The following is a 24,578-nucleotide window of genomic DNA, read 5'->3' as shown; positions in this document are numbered from 1 at the left end:
GATCAGCCCTTTGCTTTCCATTCTGGGCGGCCTGCAATGCCCAGGGGCGGCAGGTCGATCTTCTGGTTATGCATTTCCACATAGTCGCGATAATCATAGCGGGCTCCGGGAAAGCCGAGCATTTTCCACGACACCATGTCCTTGTTGCCGCCGTAGATCGGGTCGGCGAAAAACCCTTCCATCGTGTTGGTAAGAATGGTGGTGAAAAACAGTTTTGCGTCGATGCCTTTGAGCGTGATGTCGCCGTTTTGGAGCCCCGTCAGAATTTTGTCCCGCTGTTCGGCCGAAAGGCTGGCGAAAGACTGCTTGAACGTGTCCTGACAGTACGATTCCAGGCCGGCCAGACCGATGCGGTATCGTTGCTGGGGGACGAGCGGCGACTGATCGCCCTGCTCGGGGGCGCCAGCCTGGAAGGGCCCCTGCATATAGAAGCGTTCGAATGTGCCGAAGGAGCCTGCCAACTGCCGGTCGATGAATTCCGCGCATCCGGCATCCTTGCCGCTGACGCTGAGTTCGTCCGCCGGGATCAATCGCTCGACGATCGCCTCTGTCGCCGCGGCTTCCAGGGGCGTGAAAAAATACCATGCGCCGGGTTCGAGCGTTTGCGGCGGACTGTAGTCGAAGGGCGCCCAGGGCGCCGCGCCCTTGATGATGACGGCTCCAGCCTTGCCCGAGGTTGCCAACAGAATGACCGCGGTGGTCGATAGAAGGAACTGTCTGCGGCTTGTTCCTGGCTGCTCATGTCTGTTCATGGAACGAAACTCGGTGGCTCGGAAAAGAAGGCGAGGTCTTGCTTAGGTCGCCTTGGGCAATCGTGGCAACGCCCGGCATGATGGTTCACGCAGTTGTGTGACTTTGTCTTCGGCAGCGGCATCTGACCTTTCTTCCAGACGAACCGCGCGCATGGTGGGCCAAGGCTGCGCCTACGGGTGGCGCCATCAAAGCCGCTGGTGGCTTCGGTGGCTACATCTCCAGGTTGGGAAAGCTAACAACCTGTTAGCCGAACGTTTACCGTTTGAATTGCTCACGGCTGCGTCACGGGATTTTGATTGGCAAGCATGCCGGATCGGCTCACAGCTAATGCCGCGGTCCGATACAATCGGCCGCCCGCTTCACGCAGAGGATGAAAACGAGCCGCCACACGTCAAATATCTCTTTATTCTTCCGGCGCACGCCAGACCTTGATGCAAGCCATTCTCCTGCAGAAATTGCGAGGAGCGGAGTTCAACGCAATGAAATTACGCATGACGATCATGCTGATCGTGATTGGCGCCATACTGGCGGGGATATTCGGATTCCAGGCTTTCAAGAACCATATGATTGCCGCCTATATCGCCAACCTGAAAGCGCCGCCTCAAACCGTCTCGACCATCGACGCGCCGATGAGCCCCTGGCAGACAGTGTCGCGTGCCGTCGGCAGCTTCACCGCTGTCCAGGGCACCAACCTGTCGGCGCAGGTGCCGGGCATCGTGCAGAAAATTGGCTTCGAGGACGGCCAGGATGTGAAGAAAGGCGCACTCCTGATCCAGCTTCTGGCCGACCAGCAGATTGCCACACTGCAGCAATTCCAGGCCACCGTGACCAACGCGCAGATTACCTATGATCGCGACGTATCGCTCCTCAAGACGCGGACCGTTGCACAATCCCAGGTCGATAGCGACCTTGCCACCTTGAAGGCCGCGCAGGCACAGGTCCTGGCACAACAGGCGCTGATCGACCAATATTCGATCAGGGCGCCGTTCGACGGCAGGCTCGGAATCAAGCTGGTCACGCTCGGCCAGTATCTGGCCGCTGGCACCAGTGTGGTCACGCTCCAGTCGCTCGATCCGATCCAACTGGACTTCACCATGCCACAGCAGGCGCTGGCCCAGTTGAAGGTCGGACAGGCGGTGACCGCCACCGTCGATACCTACGGCACCCAGGGCTTCGATGGAAAGATCACGGCGATAAGCCCGTTGGTCGACAGCCTGAGCCGCAGCCTGACCATTCGGGCGAGCTTCCCAAACCCTGACGACAAGCTGTTGCCTGGAATGTTCGGCAACGTATCGATCACAGTGGGAGCGCCTCAGAACTATATCACCTTGCCGCAGACGGCGGTGACCATAAATCCCTACGGCAATGTCGTGTTCGTGGTCACCAACAAGGGCAACGGTCCTGACGGCAAACCGCAACTTGTCGCCAGCCAGACCTTCGTCACCACCGGACAGACCCGAGGCGACCAGATCGCCGTGGTGAAGGGGTTGAGCGAAGGACAGACGATCGTCACATCAGGCCAGCTGAAGCTCAACAACGGCACTCCGGTCATCGTCAACAATACGGTGCAGCCGTCGAACGATCCGAATGCATCGCCGGCGAACCCGAACTGAGGCGCGGCCATGAACATTACGGACATCTTTATCCGCCGGCCGGTTCTTGCGCTGGTGGTCAGTGCGCTGATCGTGGTCATCGGCTATCAGGCATTCCGCTCACTCACGGTGCGGCAGTATCCGCAGACGCAGAACGCGATCGTCACCGTGTCCACGATCTATGCCGGCGCCGCACCGGACGTGATCGCCGGCTTCATCACGACGCCGCTTGAGAATGCCATAGCCCAGGCCAATGGCATCGATTACATGACCTCGTCGAGCACCAGCGGACAATCGACGATCACGGTCAACCTACGGCTCAACTACAGTGCCGACGCGGCGATGACCGAGATCAATGCCAAGGTCTCGTCGGTCATCAACCAACTGCCTTCCGGCACGCAGCAGCCGGCCATGTCGGTCTCGGTCGGGCAGACCACCGACGCCATGTATCTGGGTTTCCGCAGCGACGTGCTCGCCGCCAACCAGATCACCGACTACGTGACGCGGGTGATCGTGCCCAGGCTGCAGGCGGTCAACGGCGTGCAGACGGCGGAAGTCCTGGGCGGCAAGACCTTCTCGCTTCGGGCATGGCTGAAGCCGGACAGGCTGGCGGCCTATGGCTTGACGGCGGCGGATGTCTACACGGCGCTTGCCAACAACAACTACATCTCGGGCATCGGCACGACCAAAGGCCAGATGACGCAGACGGTTCTGACCGCGCAGACCACCTTGAATTCCGCCGAGCAGTTCAACCAGTTGGTGGTCAAACAGATCAACGGCTCCATTGTCCGGCTCCAGGATGTCGCAACCGTCTCGCTGGGCTCGCAAAACCCGGACGTTCAGGTGGCCTTCGACGGCCAGACGGGCGTTTTCGTCGGCATCCAGGTCGCTCCGACAGCCAATCTGCTCGACGTCGTGTCCGGCATCCGTACCGTCTTTCCCGATATACAGGCGCAATTGCCGCACGGGCTCGAAGGTTACATCGTCTACGACACCAGCGTCTTCGTGACCAAGTCGATCGAGGAGGTGGTCAAGAGCCTGCTCGAAGCGTTGGTTATCGTCATTTTCGTGGTGTTCGCGTTTCTCGGGTCGCCACGCTCCGTCGCCATTCCCATCATCGCCATTCCGCTTTCGCTGGTCGGCACTTTCGCGATGATGCTGATCTTCGGCTTTTCCATAAATCTTCTCACATTGCTGGCGCTGGTGCTCGCCATCGGGCTTGTCGTCGATGACGCAATCATCGTCATGGAAAACGTCAATCGACATATCGAGGAGGGCGCGACGCCGATGCAGGCCGCGCTCGACGCCGCGCATGAACTGGTCTGGCCGATCCTGGCGATGACCGTCGTGCTGGTGGCTGTCTATGTGCCGATCGGCTTCCAGGGAGGTCTGACCGGCGCTCTGTTCAGTGAATTTGCCTTCACACTTGTAGGTGCCGTCACGGTATCGATGATCATCGCATTAACGCTGACGCCGATGATGTGCTCGCGCATCCTCAAGCCGCATCTGACCGATCGTTCCGGCTGGGAGGAGCGCGTATCGGACTTCATCGACCGTCGTTTTTCCGAAATCCATCGGCCCTACAAATATCTGCTCCACGGCAGTCTCAACACGATACCTGTCACGCTTGTCTTCGCGGCCATCGTTCTTGGCAGCATCTATTTCCTGTATTCGAGCGCCAAGAGCGAACTCGCGCCAACCGAGGACCAAGGCGCTATTCCAGCGCAGGTGACGAACGCGCCCAATGCCACGCTGCAACAGAAGCTGCTCAACTCGAATCAGGTGACCAAGATATTCCGCAGTTTCCCGGAAACCGACAAGGCGCTGCAAATCGAGGCGCCCGGCACCTCCTTCGACATCATGGTGCTGAAACCCTGGGACGAACGCACTCGGACGGCCGCGGTGCTTCAGCCGCTGGTCCAGAATGCCCTTGGCACCATTGCGGGCGGCCAGACGGTTGCCTTCCAGTTCCCCTCGCTACCGGGAGCAAGCGGCTTGCCGGTTCAGTTCGCCATAGGCACCACGAATGGCTTCAACCTTTTGAACGACGTGTCCACCACCTTCATGCAGGAGGCGCAAAAGTCGGGCATGTTCATATTCCTGACCAAGGATCTCTACGTCGACAACCCGCAATACTCGATCAAGATAGATCGTAACAAGGCAGCGGCACTCGGCTTGCCAATGAGCAGCGTCGGCACGGCGCTGGCCACGATGCTGGGTGGCGGCTACGTCAACTATTTCAGCATCGCCAACCGATCTTATCAGGTCATACCGCAGGTCGAGCAGCGGTCGCGCCAGACCATCGACCAGATCATGAACTATCCGATCGCAACCGTGAATGGCGCCCAGATCCCGTTGTCGGCGATCGCGACCGCCAGCCTCGAAGCGACGCCGCGTTCGGTCGCCCATTTCCAGCAATTGAATTCGGCAACGATTTCGGGTGTTCCAGCGCCAGGTGTCGCGGTGAGCGACGCGCTGAATTCGCTGAGGTCGATCGCGGCCCGCACGCTGCCGCAAGGCTTTTCAGTCGATTATGGCGGCCAGTCGCGGCAGTTCGTGCAGGAATCAAGCGGCATGGCCGCTACCTTCGCGCTTGCGCTGATCATCGTCTTCCTGGCGTTGTCCGCCCAGTTCAACAGCTTCCGCGACCCGCTGATCATCCTGGTTTCGGTGCCGATGTCGATTGCTGGCGCTCTGGCTTTCATCAGCCTTGGCATCGGCGGCGCGACCATGAACATCTATACGCAGGTCGGGCTGGTGACGCTGATGGGGCTTATCAGCAAGCATGGCATTCTGATTGTCGAGGTGGCCAACACTTTGCAGGCGGCCGGCAAGTCAAAGCGCGAGGCGATAGAAGGTGCGTGCAGCATCCGGCTTCGCCCCATCCTGATGACCACGGGCGCCATGGTGCTCGGCGTCGCTCCCCTGATCCTGGCAACGGGTGCGGGAGCCGCGTCGCGCTACAATATGGGGCTCGTGATCGCTACGGGTCTTGCCATCGGCACGCTGTTTACCCTGTTCGTGGTACCGGCCGTCTACATGGTGCTTGCCGAGAACCATGGCAAAGTGGAAGTCGAAGCACCGGAGCCGATACCCGCGCATTGAGCAGGCAAACTCCGCGGTATTATTTCGTGAACTCGACGTGCAGGAACCTTCGCGCGCAGGACTCGTTCCAAGGCGTTACATTCGCATATCCTCATGTTCAGGCAACGAGCGAGGTAGGGCGGAAGGCCAACAACATGGGTTGGGGGAGGAGCATCGTGCCATGTCGAACCGTGAAATTGCCACGTCCCATACGTTGGGGCTGCGCATTGCTGATCTGAAAGCCAGAATGCGAAGTGCCGATATTACCCACCATGAGATGAGAGCTTTTCAAAAGGTCGCCGCCATCATGGGAGGAAGCGAGGGTGCGCTACGTCTTGATGCCGACGACCTGATTGCGGCATCCTTCGTTGTCGAAGCGCTGGGCGATCCAGCGTTGAACTGACGGCAGCCGGCCGAAGTCTCGTTTCCCGACAGAGAGCCCATGATGGCGGCCATCCACCCAGGGGCGGTCATCATGGTGTTTGCGCGCGTGCCAGCGCAAGGAGTGGCGGATCCTCTCTGACCAACCGATTTTTCAGCCGGGTGAGCAATCGGCGCTTTCGCTTTAACGAAGCATTGCTAAAAGCTGCGTAGGGGCGGATGTGAGCGGGGTTTTCTGCCAATGACATTCATGGGCGCGGCGGCGCTGCTGGTCCTTGTCCTGACCTATGGCGGCGTCGCCATCGGCAGAATCCCTGGTCTGCGTCTGGACAGGGCCGGGATTGCGTTGCTCGGCGGGGCGGCGATGATCGCCATTGGCGCGATCAGCATGGAGGACGCCTACCGCGCCATCAATTTCGACACCATCACGCTGCTGCTCGGCATGATGATCGTCGTGGCGCATCTGAAGGTCTCCGGTGCCTTTCGCGGTCTCGGCGGCTACGCCATCGAACACGCGCATGCCTCCTTCATGCTCTTGGTCATGGTGACGCTGTTGACCGGTGTGCTGTCGGCATTCCTGGTCAACGACGCCATCTGCCTGGTCATGGCGCCGATCGTCGTCCACGTCACCCGCGTCATCAAGCGCAATCCCATTCCCTACCTGATCGCCACCGCCACGGCGTCGAACTGCGGCAGCGTCGCCACCATCACCGGCAATCCGCAGAACATGGTTATCGGCGCGCTGTCGGGGATTTCCTATCCGGCATTCTCCGCCGCGCTGGCGCCCGTCGCCCTGTTCGGCCTCGTCGCCGTCATCGTCATTGTTCGCCTCGTGTTTGGCGCCGAATTCGAAAGGAGGGTCGAGCTCTCTCCGGAGGTCTATCGCGGCCGCATGCACACCGGCCAGGTCATCAAGGCGGTGGTCGTCTGCATCGGCCTCGCTATCGCCTTCTTCGCCAGCGTTCCCGTTGCCAAGGCCGCGCTCATCGGTGGCGCCATCCTGCTCCTTACCCGCGCTATCAAGCCGGCGCGCATCTACCGCGAGATCGACGGACCGCTGCTGTTCATGTTCGCCGGGCTGTTCGTGGTCGTTGCCGGCGCCGAAAAGACGCTGCTCACCCCCGAGATGATTGCCTCGGCAAAGAACCTCGGCCTGGACGATGTCTGGCGGCTCTCGGGCTTTACCGCGGTTCTGTCCAACATCATGAGCAATGTACCGGCCGTGCTCGCGTTGCGGCCGTTCATCCCTGGCCTGGAAGATCCGCAGCGCGCCTGGCTGGTCGTCGCGATGAGCTCGACGCTGGCCGGCAATTTCACGCTGCTTGGCTCGGTTGCCAACCTGATCGTCGCCGAGCAGGCACGAGCCTCCGGCACGGCATTGTCGTTCGGCGCCTTCTTCAAGGTTGGCCTGCCTTTGACCCTGGTCACGCTCGCCGCGGGAACGGCCTGGCTGGCGTTTGGGTTGTAACGACGGCGCGGGTTTGCAATTGGGGGACTTATTTTTTGTATCGCGCCCGGGTGAGGGCCGCCGCCGCATGCCCAGCCGCCTCTATGTAATCCGGATTGCGGTGGACAAGCATGATCGAGAAAGCGCCGTCCATCAGAAGAACGATTTCACGAGCGAGCGTTTGCGGCTCGTCGACGCCATGGCCTGAGAGTTCGCCGGCAAGCCATGTCTCGAAATTCGCCTTGTGCCTCGACCCGGCCTTGATTGCCGGATGGCCGGGCATTGCGGCCAGCTCGGCAGCCGTCCGAAGGAAGCCGCAGCCTTTCCATCTGGGGTGGCGTGCCACACGGGCAAGATTGATAAAGATCGCCTCCACCTTGCGATCGACTGGCCCTTCGGCGGCATCGAACCAGCCGGCCATCTGCTTCAGATTGGGTTGATCGCGGGCATCCAGGTATGCCGCGATAAGGTCGTCCTTGCTTCTGAAATGATAGTATAGCGTCCGTTTCGTCAGCCCGGCTTTTTCGGCCACGGCATCGACGCTGACACGGCCCACTCCTTCCGCATAGAAGAGTTTCGTCGCGGCGTCGACGATGCGTTTGCGGGTTGGACTCGACGTCTCAGGCATGGCCACATGTATACCGACTAGTGAATATACAAACAATTCGGAACCTGTTCCTTTCCCGCATCATTTGCCGGAAAGGAACAGAAAATGACCGACTTGGTACTGAGTGAGATCTGCGATGGCGTCGCCATCCTGACCCTCAATCGGCCGGAAAAGCTGAACGCCTTGAATTACGCCTTGATCGACAGACTGCTTGCTGTCCTCGACACTGTCGAGGTCGATCATTCAATCGGTGCGGTGATACTGACCGGAGCTGGCGAAAAGGCGTTCTCGTCGGGTGCGGATATCCATGAGTTCTCCACCAGCGTAGCGCTTGGAGTGGATGCAGCCCTGCGCGATTTCGTCATGCGCGGTCAGCGATTGACCGCCAGGCTGGAGGCCTTCCGCAAACCGGTCATCGCGGCTGTGAACGGCCTTGCCTTCGGCGGCGGTTGCGAGATCACCGAGGCGGTTCCGCTCGCCATTGCCAGTGAGCGCGCCCTGTTTGCCAAGCCCGAAATCAATCTTGCAATGCCTCCGACCTTTGGCGGCACCCAGCGCCTCGCAAGGCTTGCCGGCCGCAAGCGCGCGCTCGAGCTGCTGCTGACGGGCGAAAGGTTCACGCCACGGCGAGCCCTCGAACTTGGCCTCGTCAACAAGGTTGTCCCGCATGGCGATCTGAGGTCCGCGGCGCTTGAGCTGGCAGGGCGGATTCTGCGGCATTCGCAACTGGCGACCGCGAGCATCCTCACGGCGGTGACGCGCGGCATCAATCAGAGCATAGCGGAAGGTCTGCTCGTCGAGGCGGAGCAGTTCGCCCGCATGGCCCCAACCTCGGACCTGCGTGAGGGACTGGATGCCTGGATTGGCCGCCGGCAGCCAAGCTATTCCGGTTCATGGTCGCGTGCCGCCGACACAAGCGAGGCGGCAAGAGCCTCGCCGCGCGGGGATCGGTAGGCGCCAACCCGCTCTTGGCCCCGGTTGCTCCCTGACGAAAGCCGCGGGCGTCCGTCTTGTCACATGCTGGCGCAGCGCGGCCGCAATCCCGATCAGGGCTGTGCAGCACCTTTCGGTGGCGCTTGATCGGCCATCGGCAGCCGTGCCATTGCCGCTAGGAGATCTGTCTGGGTGATCAGGCCAAGGACATGTCTCTCATCGTCGACGATGATCACGGCATGGCTGCGGCCATCGGTCAGCACCGGAAACAAGCTGATTGCCGGCGAACTGGCAAAGGCTGTCGCTGCTGGCGATGTCAGGCGTCCGACCGCGCCGGCGGCCGTCGCCAGTTCACGCAGCCCAACTGTTCCTGCCAGCCTGGCTTCGGCATTGACAACGGGCAGCGTGCGGATGTTGTGATCGAGCAGCAACTGGCGCGCCTCGTCGGCGGATGTGTTCTCCTCGGCCGAAATCACATCGCGCGACATGATGTCCTCGCACAGCAAGGTCTTGTGGGCGCGCACCATCGCCTGCAATTCGACCTGGCGCAGAAGCCGAAGAAGATCGTTGCGGTCGATGTCGAAGGTTTCGTCGAGCGCCCCCAGTGCCGCATCGATGTCCTCGGAGCGGAAGCCGACGCGCGACTGTGCCGGCGAATCTATTGTGCCGTGGCTGCTTGTCGGAGCAGGGGCCGCTACATGTGGATAATTGCGCCGGGTGAGCTTGTGAAAACCGTAGCCCACCACGACCAGCAACATCGAGTTAACCGCCACTGGCACGAAGGGAAACAGGAAGCCCGCGCTGATGACGGCTGGTCCGCCCAGCACGGCCGTCAGGGCCGCGGCCCCTCCGGGCGGATGCAGGCAGCGCGCGAACGACATGGCGGCGATGGCCAGCGCCACGGCCATGCCGGTGGCAAGAACGGGCTGATGCACGAAATGCGCCACGATCACGCCGACCAGAGCCGATATTGTGTTGCCGCCGACGATCGACCACGGCTGAGCCAGCGGGCTTGCCGGCACGGCAAACAACAGCACCGCGGATGCGCCCATTGGCGCCACGAGCAGCGGTACAAGCGGGCCGTTGCCAAGCGCCAGGCCGCTGATTGCCCCGGCCAGGGCGATGCCGATCAAGGCGCCGATGCAAGCGACAATGCGCTCGCGCGGAGTGGCGCCGGCAAGCATGGGAACAAAAAGGCGGAAGGCCATGACGGGCTGAAACCTTGCGAAGTCAGATGGGAATGATCGCACTGGATGTCGCGATGTTCCGGAATTTGAAAGCCAAACTTATCTGGAAAATCTCGACTTCCGAGAACCATATTGCTCGGGCCGATACGAATCGCGATGCCGCCTTCGCTGGCGTTTCATCAACCTTTCCGGCAAGTTGCGTCGGCTTGCTGAATCTGTTTGGCAAGCCGGCGCCTCGGTCCGCTCAGGCAGCCGCCGCCGCGGTCAGACCGTGTGCCAGGTCGGCCTTCAGGTCCTCGATATCCTCGAGGCCGATCTGCAGGCGGATGAGTGGACCATCATAGGGACCCTTGGCAACGACGCGGTCGCCGAGCCACACCGGCACCGCAAGGCTCTCATAACCACCCCATGAATAGCCGAGGCCAAAGATCTTCAGTGCGTCGAGGAAGGCGTGCTGCTGGGCCTGTCCTCCGCCGGCAAGAACGATCGAGAAGACGCCGCTCGCCCCGGAGAAGTCACGCTTCCACAGTTGATGGTCGGGATGGCTGGGAAGGGCGGGATGAAGGACGCGAGCCACGCCCGGCTGGCTTTCCAGCCAGCCGGCAATGGCAAGCGCGCTCCGCTGATGGTGTTCCAGCCGCACGCCCATGGTGCGCAAGCCGCGCAGTACCTGATAGACGTCGTCGGGCCCAGCGCAGCAGCCGAGCGTGAAGAACGTTTCGCGCAGCTGCTCCCAGCACGCCGCGTTGGCCGACACAGTACCGAGCAGCACGTCGGAATGCCCGGCCGGGTATTTCGTCGCCGCATGGATCGAGATGTCGACGCCATGATCGAGTGGACGGAAGTAGAGCGGCGTGGCCCATGTGTTGTCCATCATCACGATGGCGCCCGCGGCGTGCGCCGCCTTGGCGATAGCGGGAATGTCCTGCATCTCGAATGTGTTGGAGGCGGGAGACTCCGTGAAGACGACCTTGGTGTTGGGCTTGATCAGGGCCGCGATGCCGGCGCCGACATGCGGGTGATAGTACTCGACCTCGACGCCCATCCTTCTCAACATCGTGTCGGCGAAATTGCGGGTCGGATGATAGACGGAATCGACGATGAGTATGTGGTCTCCCGCCGAGACAAACCCCAGCAGCGGAACTGTCACGGCCGCGAGGCCCGATGGAACCAGGATGGTGCCAGCCGAACCTTCCAGCCCGTCGATTGCCTGGGCTAGTGCATCGGTGGTCGGCGTCGCGCGCGTGCCGTAGGTGTATTTCTGGTTTCGCGCCGCCATCGTCGCCGCATTGGCAAAAAGCACCGTCGAGGCATGCACGACCGGCGGATTGACGAAGCCGAAATAGTCGTGCGGGTTATTGCCTGAATGGGCAAGCCGCGTGTTGATGCCCACCTCAATGCCGTTTTTTGCCATGTCTTCTGCGCCCTTTGGTGACGGGTTAGCCATAGTGCGGCGCCATTGGCCGCGCAACAGCCGGCCGCTTGCCAAGGAAGCGTCTTCGCATGTGCCAATTCAGTGTCGGGATGATAGCGGCGCCAGGCAATGGAAGGGGGGTGAACTTCATAATGTGGCGGAGGTTTACCGTGCTTCAACCTGGGCAATTTTAGTGGTGCTGGTGACTAATTCCCGGGCGCGTTTGTCTGCAATTCGGGCATTTCAGGCGATTGGTTTTCAAACTCTTTCGGATTCGGTCATTTCCCTTGACCTCACAGGAATAATCGCCTTCGATGCACTTTGTGAATGGGAGGCGGCGCGTCGGTTACGATGCGGGGTCCCGGAAATGGGCCGGGATGGGAGCTGCGTTCACACGGGAAAAAGAACAGGGTTTGCCTGAAAAACAGAAAAGGGTCTGTGGGTCATGAAACACATTGCAATCGGCATTCTTGGAGCCGCCGCGCTTGGATTGATGGCTTCGGCCGCGTCCGCCAGCACGCTCGCCGACGTCAAGGCGAAGGGATTCGTACAGTGCGGCGTCTCGACCGGTCTTGCCGGCTTCTCCGCGCCCGATGACAAGGGGGACTGGAAGGGTCTTGACGCCGACTTCTGCCGCGCCGTCGCGGCCGCCGTCTTTGGTGACGGAACCAAGGTGAAGTTCACGCCGCTCAGCGCTGACGTGCGGTTTACCGCCCTGCAGTCGGGCGAAGTCGATGTGCTGTCGCGCAACACCACCTGGACCATCAACCGCGACACGGCGCTTGGTTTGAATTTCGCTGGCGTGACCTACTATGACGGCCAGGGCTTCATGATCAACGCCAAGAAGCTGCCAGGCGTGAATTCCGCTCTGCAGCTTTCCGGCGCGGCCGTCTGCGTGCAGACCGGCACCACCACGGAGCTCAATCTCGCCGACTACTTCAAGGCGAACAAGATGGAATACAATCCCGTGGTCTTCAAAAGCCTCGAGGAGACCAACGCTGCTTATGACGCCGGCCGTTGCGATGTGTACACAACCGACCAGTCCGGCCTCTATGGCATCCGCCTGACGCTCGGCTCGCCTGCCGACCATGTCGTGCTGCCCGAGATCATCTCGAAGGAGCCCCTCGGACCAGCCGTTCGCCAGGGTGACGACCAATGGTACCATATCGTCAAATGGACCTATTTCGCGCTCCTGGACGCCGAGGAACTTGGCATTACCCAGGCCAATGTCGAGGAGATGAAGAACTCGACCAACCCCGAGATCAAGCGCGTTCTCGGTCAGGAGGCGGACACCAAGATCGGAACCGACCTTGGCGTTTCCAATGACTGGGTCGTCAACATCGTCAAGGCGGTGGGCAACTACGGCGAGTTGTTCGAGCGCAATGTCGGTTCGGGCAGCCCGCTGAAGATCGCGCGCGGCATCAACGCACTGTGGACCAAGGGTGGCCTGCAATACGCTCCACCGATCCGCTGATCGAAAATGTGATCCGGAGGGCAGCCGAGCTGCCTTCCGGCTTCTCTTTTCAGGGGACGGTCGAATGGCATCGCAGGAAATCCTTCGCGAGGACACAAGTCGCGGCTCACTTATAAACAACCCTAAAGTCCGCGGCATCGTGGTCCAGCTTGTCCTCGTCGCGGCGTTGACATTCCTGGTCTGGTGGATCGTCGGCAACACCGTCGAAAACCTCAGGCGCTCGAACATCGCCTCCGGGTTCGGCTTCCTGACCAACAGGGCCGGGTTCGACATCGGCGACAGCGCCATTCCGTACACGTCGGATGACAGCTATCTTCGCGCCCTTGTCGTTGGCCTGATCAACACCGTTATCGTTGCCGTTGCCGGCATCGTAACGGCCACGGCCGTCGGCTTTGTGGTCGGCATCGGCCGCCTTTCAAACAACTGGCTCATCCGGAAAATATGCACGGTCTATGTCGAGACCTTCCGCAACATCCCGCCGCTGCTGGTCATCTTCTTCTGGTATTTCGGCGTGCTTTCGGTGCTTCCCTTGCCGAAGGAGAGCATTCATCTGCCGTTCGGCTCTTTCCTCAACAGCCGCGGTTTCTATTTTCCAAAGTTCGTCTGGGGTCAGGGGGCGTGGCTGATTCCGGTCGCCCTGGTTCTCGCCATCGGCATGTCCTGGTTCGTCGCCAGACGGGCGAACCAACGGCAGATGGCGACGGGCCAACAGTTTCCCGTGTTCTGGACCACCGTGGCCCTCATCATCGGCCTGCCGTTGCTTGCCTTTGTCCTCAGCGGCTTTCCGCTGAGCTTTGATATGCCGAAGCAGTCGACGTTCAACCTGACCGGCGGTTTTCAGGTCAAGCCCGAATTCCTGTCGCTCTACCTTGCGCTTTCCTTCTATACCGCCGCGTTCATCGCCGAGATTGTCCGAGCCGGCATCAGGGGCGTCAACAAGGGGCAGAGTGAGGCATCGTCAGCGCTGGGGCTTCGTTCGGGACAGGCGCTGCGGCTGGTGATCGTGCCGCAGGCCATGCGTATCGTCATTCCGCCCCTGACCAGCCAGTATCTGAACCTGACCAAGAACTCGTCGCTGGCGGTCGCCATCGGCTATCCGGACCTGGTCTCGACCGGCGGCACGGTGATGAACCAGACGGGACAGGCGATCGAGATCATCGCGATCTGGATGGTTGTGTATCTGGGCATCAGCCTGATCACATCGGCGTTCATGAACTGGTTCAACGCCAAGATGGCGCTGGTGGAGAGGTAGGGCCATGCAGGAGCATGACACATCCTGGGTACGCACCGAGATGGCATTGGCGCAAACCGCCCCGCTGAGCGAACGCGGCATTGTCGCCTGGGCCCGCAAAAACCTTTTTGCATCCGTCAGCGACACCGTGCTGACCATCATCGGCATTTTGCTGGTCGCTCTCTTCCTGCCGCCGCTTCTGAACTGGGCATTCGTGCAGGCGCAATGGACGGGCACCGATCGCACCTTCTGCGCCACGGTGGCACAGGGCGGCATACAGCCGAATGGGTGGTCCGGCGCCTGCTGGGCCTTCGTCAATACCAAGTTCCCGCAGTTCCTGTTCGGGCGCTATACGATTGAAGAGCGATGGAGGCCTATCCTGGTCGCTATCCTGTTTGTCGCTCTGCTCGTCCCTATGCTGATGCCGAAAGTGCCGCGCAAGGGCTTAAACGCCATCGCGCTGTTTTTCGTGTTCCCGATCGTTGCCTTTATCCTGCTGGTTGGCGGCATGTTTGGTTTGCCCCATGTCGAGACGCCCTTGTGGGGCGGCCTGCTGGTGACGCTGACGATCTCATTTGTCGGCATCGCGGTTTCCTTGCCTTTCGGCATCGTGCTGGCGCTAGGTCGCCGTTCGAAGATGCCGGTGGTCAAGACACTTTGCGTCGTCTTCATCGAGACCGTGCGCGGCGTACCGCTGATCACTGTCCTGTTCATGGCGACGATCATGCTGCCCTTGCTGTTGCCGCCGGGCGTCAACTTCGACAAGTTCCTGCGCGCGCTGGTCGGCGTCGCCCTGTTCTCCTCGGCCTACATGGCCGAAGTCGTGCGGGGCGGCTTGCAGGCCATTCCCAAAGGACAGTATGAGGGCGCCGATTCGCTCGGTTTCGGCTATTGGCAGAAGATGGGCCTGATCGTGCTGCCGCAGGCGCTCAAGCTGGTCATTCCCGGCATCGTCAACACCTTCATCGGCATGTTCAAGGACACCAGCCTGGTCTACATTATTGGCATGTTCGACCTGCTTGGAGTGGTCCGCCAGAACTTCTCGGACCCGGCATGGGCCTCGCCACAGACGCCGATTTCGGGCCTTGTTTTTGCGGCCTTCATCTTCTGGCTGTTCTGTTTCGGCATGTCGCGCTACTCAATGTTCACCGAACGCCGACTCGACACCGGCCACAAACGCTAAAAGCAAATAGGGAACCTTCCAATGGCCATAGAAAATGCAGTCAGCGCGGAAGAGATCAAGGTCAACGCCGCCAAGATGCAGATTTCCACCACCGATGTCGCCATCGACATCATCGCCATGCACAAATGGTACGGCGAATTCCATGTGCTGAAGGACATTAACCTGAAGGTCATGCGCGGTGAGCGCATCGTCATCTGCGGCCCGTCGGGGTCGGGCAAGTCGACCATGATCCGCTGCATCAACCGGCTCGAAGAGCACCAGAAGGGCAAGATCATCGTCGATGGCAAGGAACTCACCAACGATCTCAAGAAGATCGACGAGGTGCGCCGCGAGGTCGGCATGGTGTTCCAGCACTTCAACCTGTTCCCGCACCTGACGATCCTGGAGAACTGCACGCTGGCGCCGATCTGGGTGCGCAAGACGCCGAAGAAACAGGCCGAGGAAATCGCCATGCACTTCCTCAAGCGCGTCAAGATTCCCGAACAGGCCAACAAATATCCGGGCCAGCTTTCCGGCGGCCAGCAGCAGCGCGTGGCGATAGCGCGTTCGCTCTGCATGAACCCGCGCATCATGCTGTTCGATGAGCCGACCTCGGCGCTCGATCCGGAAATGATCAAGGAAGTTCTGGAGACGATGGTTGGGCTGGCTGAAGAAGGCATGACCATGCTGTGCGTCACTCACGAGATGGGCTTTGCCCGCAAGGTCGCCAACCGGGTGATCTTCATGGATCAGGGCCAGATCGTCGAGCAGAACACGCCGGCCGAGTTCTTCGACCATCCGCGCCACGAGCGCACGAAACTGTTCCTGTCGCAGATCCTGCACTAGAGCATGATCCCGAAAGGTGGAATCCGGGTTTCGCGGACAAACGGTTCCCGTTTGTCCGGAGATCATGCTCAAACAAACGGATAGAGCCCCATCCCGATTACATCCGGATGGGGCTCTAGGTCTTCGATGACGATTAAAGAGCCCCGCTGAAACAGTGCCGGGCTCTTTTGCGTATAGGTGAGCAGGGGCGGGCGGTGATGTCACGCCGAGATGCGTTCGCAGGGCCGCCATTCATGAAGAAGCTGGCACGATTGTTTGGCCTCCTGCTGTTGGTGGCGGCGCTCGCGGTGACCCTGGGCGCGTTTGTTCCAAGACCGCTCTGGACAACGGCCGATGCCAAACCCGCGGCGACGCGTCATATCCTGGTTCTGAAAAACGCGATCCACACCGACATTGCCATTCCTGTCGACGACGCCGTTCGCCAGCGGTTCCATTTCCTGGTTGATGACGGCATCCCCGCTGATATCCCTGAAGTCCGCTACATAGTCTTTGGCTGGGGCGGCCGCGCCTTCTACCTGGAAACGCCGACATGGTCGGAATTGAAGGCCGTGCCGGTGATGAAGGCGCTCACGCTCGACACCTCGGTCATGCATGTCGACGTCGCCGGCGATATCTCGGAGCCCCATCCCGACGTTGCAGGCTTTGACATCGGCGAGGACCGGTTCGCGGCGTTGCTCGATTTCATAGAGGCCAGTTTTCAGCGCGGACCGAACGGCCCGATCCATATCGAAAACGCCAAATATTCGAACTTCGACGGCTTCTTCGAAGCCAACGGCCATTTCAACGCGCTGGCAGGCTGCAACACGTGGACAGCGGCGGCCCTGCGAACCGCTGGCCTGCGCACCGGCTGGTGGAACCCCTTGCCGGTGTCGCTTGGCCTGTCGATGCGGCTTTATAATTGATGGCTGATCACCCAGAATTTCCGACGTAAGAAATCATAGCTCTGCAAACCATGCTTTCATGATGACGACGTCACAGTTGACGTTTTCATATGCGATGCTCCTAAAACATGAGCGGCGTTCATCTACACGCGGTGTTAAATATTATCCTTGATTGTGTCGGAATGCTGCTGCTGTAAGAGGGCGTATGGCATTTTTCGTCGAGATAATACGATACCTCTTCAGTGGAGTGGTATTCTATATTAGGCCGAGCGCCACAGTTCGCGATGCAATGGATCGCGACCTTTCGTGGCCTCAAGTTACCGGCATCATGCTGGTGTTGGCGCTGGCACAGATCTACGTTGGGTATTTTAGCGTATTCGGTCCTGTTCGAATATTCCAAATATCAAAATTATTTATATCGTATCAAATGGCTACGATAATTTTAGTTATATTTACCGCTTCGTCTGTCATATTTTGCCTATCCGGCATGATGGCAGGAAGGTCGAGTCTAAAGAGTGTTATTCAGGGCGTTCTGTTGAAATTCCCAATAATATTGGCGGTATCAGCATTTATATTTCTATTAAATTATACGTTTCTCGGATTTATTTATGTGCTTCCGAGTAAGGCGGGGGAGATGCTCGCATGGACCGTCCTTGGAGCAATGTTTCAGGCGTATGAGTTGGTAAGGGATTTGGATAGGGCGTTAAGCGCATACGGAATTTGGAAAATTTCGTCCCTAGCGGTCCTCATCCAGCTCGTTCTCGTGTCAAAATATGCCTTGAAGAGCAATATTTACATGGCAATAGCTACAGTCGTGATTGCCGCTGTCTCCTGTGCTGCGGTCTCGGCTCTGATTTTCTTTCTGCTGTACCGCAGCTTTTTATGGAAGCCGGTTGTGGGCACGTTGTTTTCGTAAGGCTTCGCTCTCGCCGCAGTAACTCGCCAGCGCACCTCGCATTGTCGGCTGGTGCGCCTTCAATGCCACCCTGATGCCGCATGCCAACCATAGAGCCAATCGAGATCCGCGCTGAGCTTTTCAGGCGAGCGCATGTTCAGGAACAGGTTGCGAGCGATCGCCACTGGGCCCGCCGCATGCCAGGCGAGGCGGTTGAGCGCGCCGCGACGGGCGACCTTGGCGACACGCGGCCGCCGCGAGTTTTCCCAGACACGGAGGCCCGTTGCAGGATCTGTGGGGAAGGTAGCGACGCACTCGGCGAGCATCGCGGCATCCTCTATCGCCATGGCCGCGCCCTGCGCCGCGAACGGCGTCATGGCATGTGCGGCGTCACCGATCAGCGCGATGCCGTGCGGCGTCGTCCAAGGCTGTTGCGGGTCGACAGTGTGGATGGGCCAGGCGGTCCACACGCCGGCATCCTCCACAAGCTGGATCAGCCCAGGCGCCGTGCCGCGCATGGCTTTGGCCAGGATCGCCGGGTCGGCGGCACCAGACCAGCCTTCAGCGATGCGCTCGCCCTTGGTGAAGGCCACCAGATTGAACGCAGTGCCCTTGCTGACGGGATAGGCGACCATGTGGAAGCCGCGGTGCAGGAAGGTTGTCACGCAATTGGCGGTGCCGACAGCAGCGTATGCTCTGCCAGCGACGCTGTCCGCGCCGACTGTGGCACGCCATGCCAACTCGCCCGAGAACCGGCTTTTGCCGGAAGCCCTCTTCGAAACCCGTTCCCTAATCGATGACCAGACGCCATCGGCGCCGACCAACAGGAGGCCTCCGGCGTGGAGGGTTTGGGATGTCTCGATCGTCGCTTCAATTCCGTCACTAGTCCTTGCGACCCCGGTGACGCGCGCGCCTGTGATGATCTCAATGCCCGCCGCCTCTGCGGCGCATGCCATCAGGGCATCCTGCAGATCGGCGCGGTGGGCGACGAGATAAGGCGCCTGCCAGCGCGCTTCGGCTGCCTGTCCAAGCGGCACGCGCGCCAGCTCGCGCAGTGTCGCGGCATCCTTGAGCACGACGGCTTCTGGCTGAACGGCTCTCGGCAGCAACCTTTCGAGCACACCGAACTGGCAAAGGATCCGCGTTGCATTGGGCGAAAGCTGGATGCCGGCGCCTGCCGCTTCCAGGCGCTGCGCCTGTTCGAAAACCTGCACGGAATAGCCGCGCTTGGCGAAGGCGATGGCCGCTGTCAGCCCCGCGATGCCTGCCCCGGCGATGACGATCTGCCGGGACTTCGAATCGTCCATTGGATCAGCCGTGCCGAATCAGGCAGCCTGATCGATATAAAGGCACCCTGCGGGGGACGTCTCCGTTGCCTTCAGCTTTGGTGAGTAGCGATAGAGCGTCGAGCAATAGGGGCAGACTTTTTCGTTGTCGTCGCCCATGTCGAGAAACACATGCGGATGGTCGAATGGCGGGTTGGCGCCCGTGCACATGAATTCCTTGACGCCGATGTCGATCGCCGGATGGCCCGCATCGTTCTGGAAATGGGGAATGGAACCGCCTGCCATCATCGTCTCCTTGGCCTTCGATCGCTTGCATCTGGATCATAACCCATCTCTTTGCAAGATCGATGAAATGAAACTGTCGCAAAACCCTGTCAGAGGATAAGTTAAGCCGGTTAACCGGTGGACGCGCGGGAAGAGCAGGAATCATGAACGAACTGAAGCCGGTGCAGAGCGAGTTCATCAATGCGGAGGTGGCGAGCCCTGAAGGCAATCCGGACCGTTTCGTCAACCGCGAGTTTTCCTGGCTGCAGTTCAACCGGCGCGTTCTCGAAGAATCGCTGAACACTCATCATCCGCTGCTGGAGCGCGTCCGCTTCCTGTCGATCTCGGCCGCCAATCTCGACGAGTTCTTCATGGTGCGCGTCGCCGGGCTTGCCGGGCAGGTGCGCGAGGGCATCGCGCTGAAGAGCCCGGATGGCCGTACGCCGGAGCAGCAGCTCGAACAGCTCCTGCGCGAGGTCGAACGCCTGCAGGAAGACCAGCAAAAGAGCCTGTCGGCGCTCATCGTGCTGCTCAACAAGGAAGGCATAGAGAGCATCACCCGCGACGCGCTGACCAAGGATGAGAAGGTCTGGCTGGAGGACCATTTCCAGGAGCAGGTGTTCCCGGTGCTCACCCCGTTGTCGATCGACCCGGCGCACCCGTTCCCGTTCATCCCCAATCTCGGCTTCTCGATGGCGTTGCAACTGCGCCACCGCAAGAATGGCGAGGAGATGAGCGCGCTGCTGCGCCTGCCGGTGGCGCTGAAGCGTTTCATCCGCCTGCCGGACCGCAAGCACCACGTCCGCTTCATTCCGCTGGAGGAGGCTGTCGGCCTCTATATCGGCAAGCTGTTTCCCGGTTATGAGGTCAAGGGCTCGGGCACGTTCCGCATCATCCGCGACAGTGATATCGAGGTCGAGGAGGAGTCCGAGGATCTCGTGCGGTTGTTCGAGACGGCGCTCAAGCGGCGCCGCCGCGGTTCGGTCATCCGCATCGAATTCGACAAGCTGATGCCGTCGGAACTGCGCGACTTCGTCGCCGGCGAGCTTGGCGTCTCGTCAAGCCGCATCAGCGTGCTCACCGGACCTTTGGCGCTCAGCCAGATTTCGGAAATCGTCGCCGTTCCCCGCGACGACCTCAAGTTCACGCCTTACAATCCGCGCTTTCCCGAACGCATCCGCGAGCATGGCGGCGACTGTTTTGCCGCCATCCGCGAGAAGGATATCGTCGTCCATCATCCCTATGAGTCGTTCGACGTGGTGGTGCAGTTCCTGCGCCAGGCGATGGCCGATCCTGAAGTGGTGGCGATCAAGCAGACGCTTTACCGCACATCCAACGACAGCCCGATCGTGCGCGCGCTGGTCGACGCTGCCGAGGCGGGCAAGTCGGTGACGGCACTGGTCGAGCTCAAGGCGCGCTTCGACGAAGAAGCCAACATCCGCTGGGCGCGCGATCTCGAGCGCGCTGGCGTTCAGGTCGTGTTCGGTTTCCTCGAGCTCAAGACCCACGCCAAGATGTCGCTGGTGGTGCGGCGCGAGGACGGCAAGCTGCGCAACTATGTGCATCTGGGCACCGGCAACTACCATCCGGTTACAGCCCGCATCTACACCGACCTGTCCTTCTTCACCACCGATCCGACGATCGCTCGCGACGTCGCCCAGCTGTTCAATTTCATCACCGGCTATGCCGAGCCGACCGACGAAATGCGGATCGCGATCTCGCCATTCACGCTGAGAAGCCGCATCCTCAAGCATATAGCCGACGAGGTGACCCACGCGCATGAAGGCCGGCCGGCGCGCATCTGGATGAAGATGAACGCGCTCGTTGATCCCATCATCATCGACGCGCTCTATGACGCCAGCCGTGTAGGCGTCGAGATCGATCTGGTCGTGCGCGGCATCTGCTGCCTGCGGCCGCAGGTGCCTGGCCTTTCGGAAAACATAAGGGTGAAATCGATCGTCGGGCGTTTCCTCGAACACAGCCGCATCTATTGCTTCGGCAATGGCCATGGCCTGCCGTCCGACGATGCGATCGTCTACATCTCATCGGCCGACCTGATGCCGCGTAACCTAGACCGCCGTGTCGAGACGATGGTGCCGATCACCAACCCAACTGTGCATGAGCAGATACTGGGTCAGATCATGCTGGGCAACATCATGGACAATCAGCAAAGTTTCGACGTATTGGCGGATGGAACCTCCCGGCGCGTCGTGCTGGAGGAGGGCGAAGAACCGTTCAACGCACAGGAATATTTCATGACCAATCCGAGCCTGTCGGGACGGGGTGACGCGCTGAAGTCGCATGCGCCAAAGCGCATCGCGCAGTTCAAGCGCCGCAAGAAGAACGCGGCAGCGTCCACCTGATGATGTCAGCATCCCAGGGGCGGCTTCAGGACCGCCGGCCGCTGTCGATCATCGACATCGGTTCAAACTCGATCCGCCTTGTCGTGTATGAAGGGCTGGCGCGCTCGCCCACCATGCTTTTCAACGAAAAGATGCTGGCCGGCCTCGGTCGCGGCATCGTTTCGACCGGAAAGCTCGACCCGGAGGCGGTGACGCGCTCGATGGAGGAGTTTCGTCGCTTCCGCGCGCTTTCCGACCAGGCTGGTGCCGAACATATGTATGTGCTGGCAACCGCTGCCGCTCGTGAGGCGGTCAACGGCCCCGATTTCATTCATCGTGCGGAGGACGTGCTTAAGACCGAGATCCGCGTCTTGAGCGGGCGCCAGGAAGCACATTATTCCGCGCTTGGCGTCATTTCCGGCTTCCATCCAGCCAACGGCATCGCCGGCGACCTTGGCGGCGGCAGCCTCGAACTGGTCGATGTCGCCGGCGAGGAGATCGGCGACGGCATCACGCTGCCGCTCGGGGGGCTACGCCTGCAGGATATGGCGAAGAACTCGCTGGCTCAGGCTGCCAAGATCGCACGCGATGAGTTGGCGAGGGCAAAACTGTTGAAAGGCGGGCAGGGCCGGCCATTCTATGCGGTTGGCGGCACCTGGCGAAATCTCGCCCGGTTGCACATGGAGATGACCAACTATCCGCTCGGTGTCATGCACCACTACGAGATCGGCATCGAAAGCGCGGGGAATTTCCTCAAGCAAGTGGCGAAGGGCGAGATCGAAAAGGTCAAGGGCATTGAAGGCGTGTCCAAGAACCGCCGTTCGTTGCTGCCCTATGGCGCCGTCGTGCTGCAGGAGATCATGGCGGCGATGCAGCCGTCCAAGATCATCGTCTCGGCTTTGGGCGTTCGCGAGGGGTTTCTCTATTCGCTTCTCGACGAGGCCGAGCAGAAGGCAGACCCGTTGATCTCGGCCTCGGAAGAACTCGCCCGGCTGCGCTCGCGCTCGGTTACCCATGCGCATGAACTCGTCGAATGGACGGGCAGGACTTTCGCCGCCTTCGGCATTGACGAGACCGAAGACGAGGCCCGTTATCGGCAGGCGGCGGCGTTGCTGGCCGATATTGGTTGGCGCGCGCACCCCGAATATCGCGGCAGGCAGTCGCTCAACATCATCGCGCATGCGTCTTTCTATGGCGTCGACCATCCCGGCCGCGCCTTCCTGGCGCTGACCAATGCTTATCGCCACGATGGCATCTTCAACGAGGCCATTGCCCCGGAAATCAAGGCGCTGGCGACACCGCGCTATCTCGAACGTGCGCGGCTCCTGGCGGCAATGATGCGCGTCGTCTACCTGCTGACGGCATCCATGCCAGGCATCATGCCCCGGCTGAAATGGGAAAACCGTGGCAATGGCGTGCTGGCACTGGTGCTGCCGGCGTCGCTGGCCGATCTCTATGGCGAGCGGCCCGCTGGCCGGCTGGCGCAACTCGCAAGGATCACCGGCCGCAGGCTGGTGCTGGCTGTTGAGGGCGGGCCGAGCCTTTCGGTGAAATAACCCGGTGCGGCCAGGAGCTTGGCGGGTCAGGCCGAACCACGCCCGTCCGCCGACCATGAGCCGGCGCCGGCCATGGACAGCGCCAGAAAGCCTCCGGCAATGGCAATGTCCTTCATCAGCATCTGCTGGTGCAGGAAGGCCAGCATCGCGTCGCCACCGCCCTGGCCGTAATGGCCGATAAAGCCGGCGGCTATGCAAAAAGCGGCAAGCAGCAGCGCCGCGATCCGTGTCTGAAGCCCGACGAGAATAAGCAAGCCGGCGATCATCTCGAACAGGCCGGTGCCCCAGGCCGCGAGAGCCGGTAGTGGCAAGCCGAGGCCGGCGAAGTAGCCGGTGGTGGCGGCGATGTTGCCGAGCGCCTGCCAGCCGGACGGAACGAACAGCACGGCAAACAGAAGTCGCGAAACCAGAAGCAATGCGTTGCGGGCCATGGCCATTTTCCCCTGCCGGCACGTTATGAGGCTCGAGCCGCCAGATATCTTACTGTCGCGAGGCAGCGGCCAACGGACAGCTATCCCAAATAACGAAAAAGCGGCGCGGAAAATTCCGCGCCGCTTTGATTCAGCGAGTTGGATGTATGGCTCAGCCGCGCTTGGCGTCGATCGAGTAGGCGCCAGCACCCGAAGAAGCCAGCAGCAGGAAACCGCCCGCGATACCGAGGTTCTTGAGGAACTGGATCATCTGCATCTGATCGGCCCAACCGGTATGCGCAACCAGCCCGGTGGCGACGGTGAAGACCGCGAGTACCCAGGCTGCGGCCCTGGTCTGGAAACCGGTGAGGACAGCGAGGCCACCGAGCAATTCGATCAGGCCAACGACAACCGCTGTTACGGTCGGAAGAGGCAGGCCGAGGCCGCCGAAGTAGGCAGCGGTGCCAGAAATGGCGGTGAGCTTGCCGAAGCCGGAAAGCAGGAAAATGACGGAAAGCAGGATGCGACCCAGCAGGATTGTAAGTGAGCTGTTGGATGCGGTGCCGGTGGAGGCGATAGAAGTGTTCATGGACATGGTGGCGCTCCGAAAGGGTTTGATCACCAACCAGATAAACGATGTCGACTGTTCACCAAAGCCGCCGATACGGCGACACATTGTTCACAGCCTGTCTAGTTCCGCGATCGCCGAGCCAGCGCCAAATTCTTGTCGCATCCCATGATCAGGCAAGGAAATTCTACCCCGAAGAAATGACATGGGGCGCTCGAATGCAGGCAGCGGCCGCCTCTGGTGTTTTTGCGAACATATATCTGGC

The 24,578-nt window shown here is 60.6% G+C and carries 21 protein-coding genes; 13 read left to right on the top strand and 8 right to left on the bottom strand.

The annotated features are described in order from the left end of the window. Positions 1-2 precede the first annotated feature (2 nt). Complete coding sequence (locus ACO07C_RS08110; protein ID WP_421913656.1) at positions 3-752, bottom strand: gluconate 2-dehydrogenase subunit 3 family protein; 750 nt, start codon at positions 750-752, stop codon at positions 3-5. A 480-nt stretch (positions 753-1,232) separates the two neighbouring features. Between ACO07C_RS08110 and ACO07C_RS08105 the strand changes: the two genes are divergently transcribed. From ACO07C_RS08105 to ACO07C_RS08090, 4 genes are all read left to right on the top strand, one after another. Beyond that, complete coding sequence (locus ACO07C_RS08105; protein WP_421913655.1) at positions 1,233-2,366, top strand: efflux RND transporter periplasmic adaptor subunit; 1,134 nt, start codon at positions 1,233-1,235, stop codon at positions 2,364-2,366. A 9-nt stretch (positions 2,367-2,375) separates the two neighbouring features. After that, positions 2,376-5,450 (top strand): efflux RND transporter permease subunit, encoded by a 3,075-nt coding sequence (locus tag ACO07C_RS08100; RefSeq protein WP_421913654.1) that lies wholly within the window; start codon positions 2,376-2,378, stop codon positions 5,448-5,450. A 160-nt stretch (positions 5,451-5,610) separates the two neighbouring features. Continuing rightward, the gene (locus ACO07C_RS08095; protein WP_421913653.1) at positions 5,611-5,832 is read left to right on the top strand and encodes a hypothetical protein; all 222 of its coding nucleotides are present in this window, start codon (positions 5,611-5,613) and stop codon (positions 5,830-5,832) included. Between the two features lie 219 nt (positions 5,833-6,051). Further along, positions 6,052-7,278: an anion transporter gene (locus ACO07C_RS08090; protein ID WP_421913652.1), complete on the top strand. Its 1,227-nt coding sequence runs from the start codon at positions 6,052-6,054 to the stop codon at positions 7,276-7,278. A gap of 28 nt (positions 7,279-7,306) precedes the next feature. Here the strand turns inward: ACO07C_RS08090 and ACO07C_RS08085 are convergent, their stop codons facing one another. Beyond that, positions 7,307-7,885, bottom strand: coding sequence for a TetR/AcrR family transcriptional regulator (locus tag ACO07C_RS08085; protein ID WP_421913651.1), 579 nt, complete (start codon positions 7,883-7,885; stop codon positions 7,307-7,309). A gap of 84 nt (positions 7,886-7,969) precedes the next feature. Between ACO07C_RS08085 and ACO07C_RS08080 the strand changes: the two genes are divergently transcribed. Then, entirely contained in the window at positions 7,970-8,818 is an 849-nt protein-coding gene (locus ACO07C_RS08080) for a crotonase/enoyl-CoA hydratase family protein (protein WP_421913650.1), read from the top strand. 92 nt (positions 8,819-8,910) lie between these two features. On the opposite strand, the gene ACO07C_RS08075 is transcribed toward ACO07C_RS08080, so the two are convergent. Both ACO07C_RS08075 and ACO07C_RS08070 read right to left on the bottom strand, forming a co-directional pair. Continuing rightward, positions 8,911-10,005, bottom strand: coding sequence for an HPP family protein (locus ACO07C_RS08075; RefSeq protein WP_421913649.1), 1,095 nt, complete (start codon positions 10,003-10,005; stop codon positions 8,911-8,913). A gap of 223 nt (positions 10,006-10,228) precedes the next feature. After that, positions 10,229-11,398: a cystathionine beta-lyase gene (locus ACO07C_RS08070; RefSeq protein WP_421913648.1), complete on the bottom strand. Its 1,170-nt coding sequence runs from the start codon at positions 11,396-11,398 to the stop codon at positions 10,229-10,231. A 445-nt stretch (positions 11,399-11,843) separates the two neighbouring features. Between ACO07C_RS08070 and ACO07C_RS08065 the strand changes: the two genes are divergently transcribed. The 6 genes from ACO07C_RS08065 to ACO07C_RS08040 all read left to right on the top strand — a co-directional run bounded on the left by ACO07C_RS08065 (position 11,844) and on the right by ACO07C_RS08040 (position 17,908). After that, positions 11,844-12,872 (top strand): amino acid ABC transporter substrate-binding protein, encoded by a 1,029-nt coding sequence (locus ACO07C_RS08065; RefSeq protein ID WP_421913647.1) that lies wholly within the window; start codon positions 11,844-11,846, stop codon positions 12,870-12,872. Between the two features lie 64 nt (positions 12,873-12,936). Continuing rightward, positions 12,937-14,124: an amino acid ABC transporter permease gene (locus ACO07C_RS08060; RefSeq protein WP_421913646.1), complete on the top strand. Its 1,188-nt coding sequence runs from the start codon at positions 12,937-12,939 to the stop codon at positions 14,122-14,124. A 4-nt stretch (positions 14,125-14,128) separates the two neighbouring features. Then, the gene (locus tag ACO07C_RS08055) at positions 14,129-15,286 is read left to right on the top strand and encodes an amino acid ABC transporter permease (RefSeq protein WP_421913645.1); all 1,158 of its coding nucleotides are present in this window, start codon (positions 14,129-14,131) and stop codon (positions 15,284-15,286) included. 75 nt (positions 15,287-15,361) lie between these two features. Continuing rightward, complete coding sequence (locus tag ACO07C_RS08050) at positions 15,362-16,111, top strand: amino acid ABC transporter ATP-binding protein (RefSeq protein WP_031213892.1); 750 nt, start codon at positions 15,362-15,364, stop codon at positions 16,109-16,111. Positions 16,112-16,344: 233 nt separating this feature from the next. Further along, entirely contained in the window at positions 16,345-17,013 is a 669-nt protein-coding gene (locus ACO07C_RS08045; protein WP_421913644.1) for a TIGR02117 family protein, read from the top strand. A gap of 184 nt (positions 17,014-17,197) precedes the next feature. After that, positions 17,198-17,908, top strand: coding sequence for a hypothetical protein (locus tag ACO07C_RS08040; RefSeq protein ID WP_421913643.1), 711 nt, complete (start codon positions 17,198-17,200; stop codon positions 17,906-17,908). A 59-nt stretch (positions 17,909-17,967) separates the two neighbouring features. Here ACO07C_RS08040 and ACO07C_RS08035 read toward each other — a convergent pair whose 3' ends face one another. Both ACO07C_RS08035 and ACO07C_RS08030 read right to left on the bottom strand, forming a co-directional pair. Beyond that, entirely contained in the window at positions 17,968-19,194 is a 1,227-nt protein-coding gene (locus tag ACO07C_RS08035) for an FAD-dependent monooxygenase (RefSeq protein WP_421913642.1), read from the bottom strand. Between the two features lie 18 nt (positions 19,195-19,212). After that, a complete protein-coding gene (locus ACO07C_RS08030) occupies positions 19,213-19,458 on the bottom strand; it encodes a zinc-finger domain-containing protein (protein ID WP_421913641.1) in 246 nt (81 codons plus the stop codon). A gap of 143 nt (positions 19,459-19,601) precedes the next feature. Between ACO07C_RS08030 and ACO07C_RS08025 the strand changes: the two genes are divergently transcribed. Both ACO07C_RS08025 and ppx read left to right on the top strand, forming a co-directional pair. Continuing rightward, complete coding sequence (locus ACO07C_RS08025; protein WP_421913640.1) at positions 19,602-21,800, top strand: RNA degradosome polyphosphate kinase; 2,199 nt, start codon at positions 19,602-19,604, stop codon at positions 21,798-21,800. Then, entirely contained in the window at positions 21,800-23,335 is a 1,536-nt protein-coding gene (ppx, locus tag ACO07C_RS08020) for an exopolyphosphatase (protein ID WP_421913639.1), read from the top strand. Before ACO07C_RS08025 ends, ppx begins: the two co-directional genes overlap by 1 nt. Positions 23,336-23,361: 26 nt before the next feature. On the opposite strand, the gene ACO07C_RS08015 is transcribed toward ppx, so the two are convergent. Beyond that, positions 23,362-23,766 carry a DoxX family protein gene (locus tag ACO07C_RS08015; RefSeq protein WP_421913638.1) on the bottom strand — a complete coding sequence of 135 codons (405 nt, stop codon included), beginning with the start codon at positions 23,764-23,766 and terminating at the stop codon, positions 23,362-23,364. 151 nt (positions 23,767-23,917) lie between these two features. Further along, positions 23,918-24,340 carry a DoxX family protein gene (locus ACO07C_RS08010; RefSeq protein WP_421913637.1) on the bottom strand — a complete coding sequence of 141 codons (423 nt, stop codon included), beginning with the start codon at positions 24,338-24,340 and terminating at the stop codon, positions 23,918-23,920. Between the last annotated feature and the right edge of the window lie 238 nt (positions 24,341-24,578).

The organism is Mesorhizobium sp. (assembly GCF_965229135.1).
Lineage (GTDB): Bacteria > Pseudomonadota > Alphaproteobacteria > Rhizobiales > Rhizobiaceae > Mesorhizobium.
This window is presented reverse-complemented; position numbering and strand designations above follow the sequence as displayed.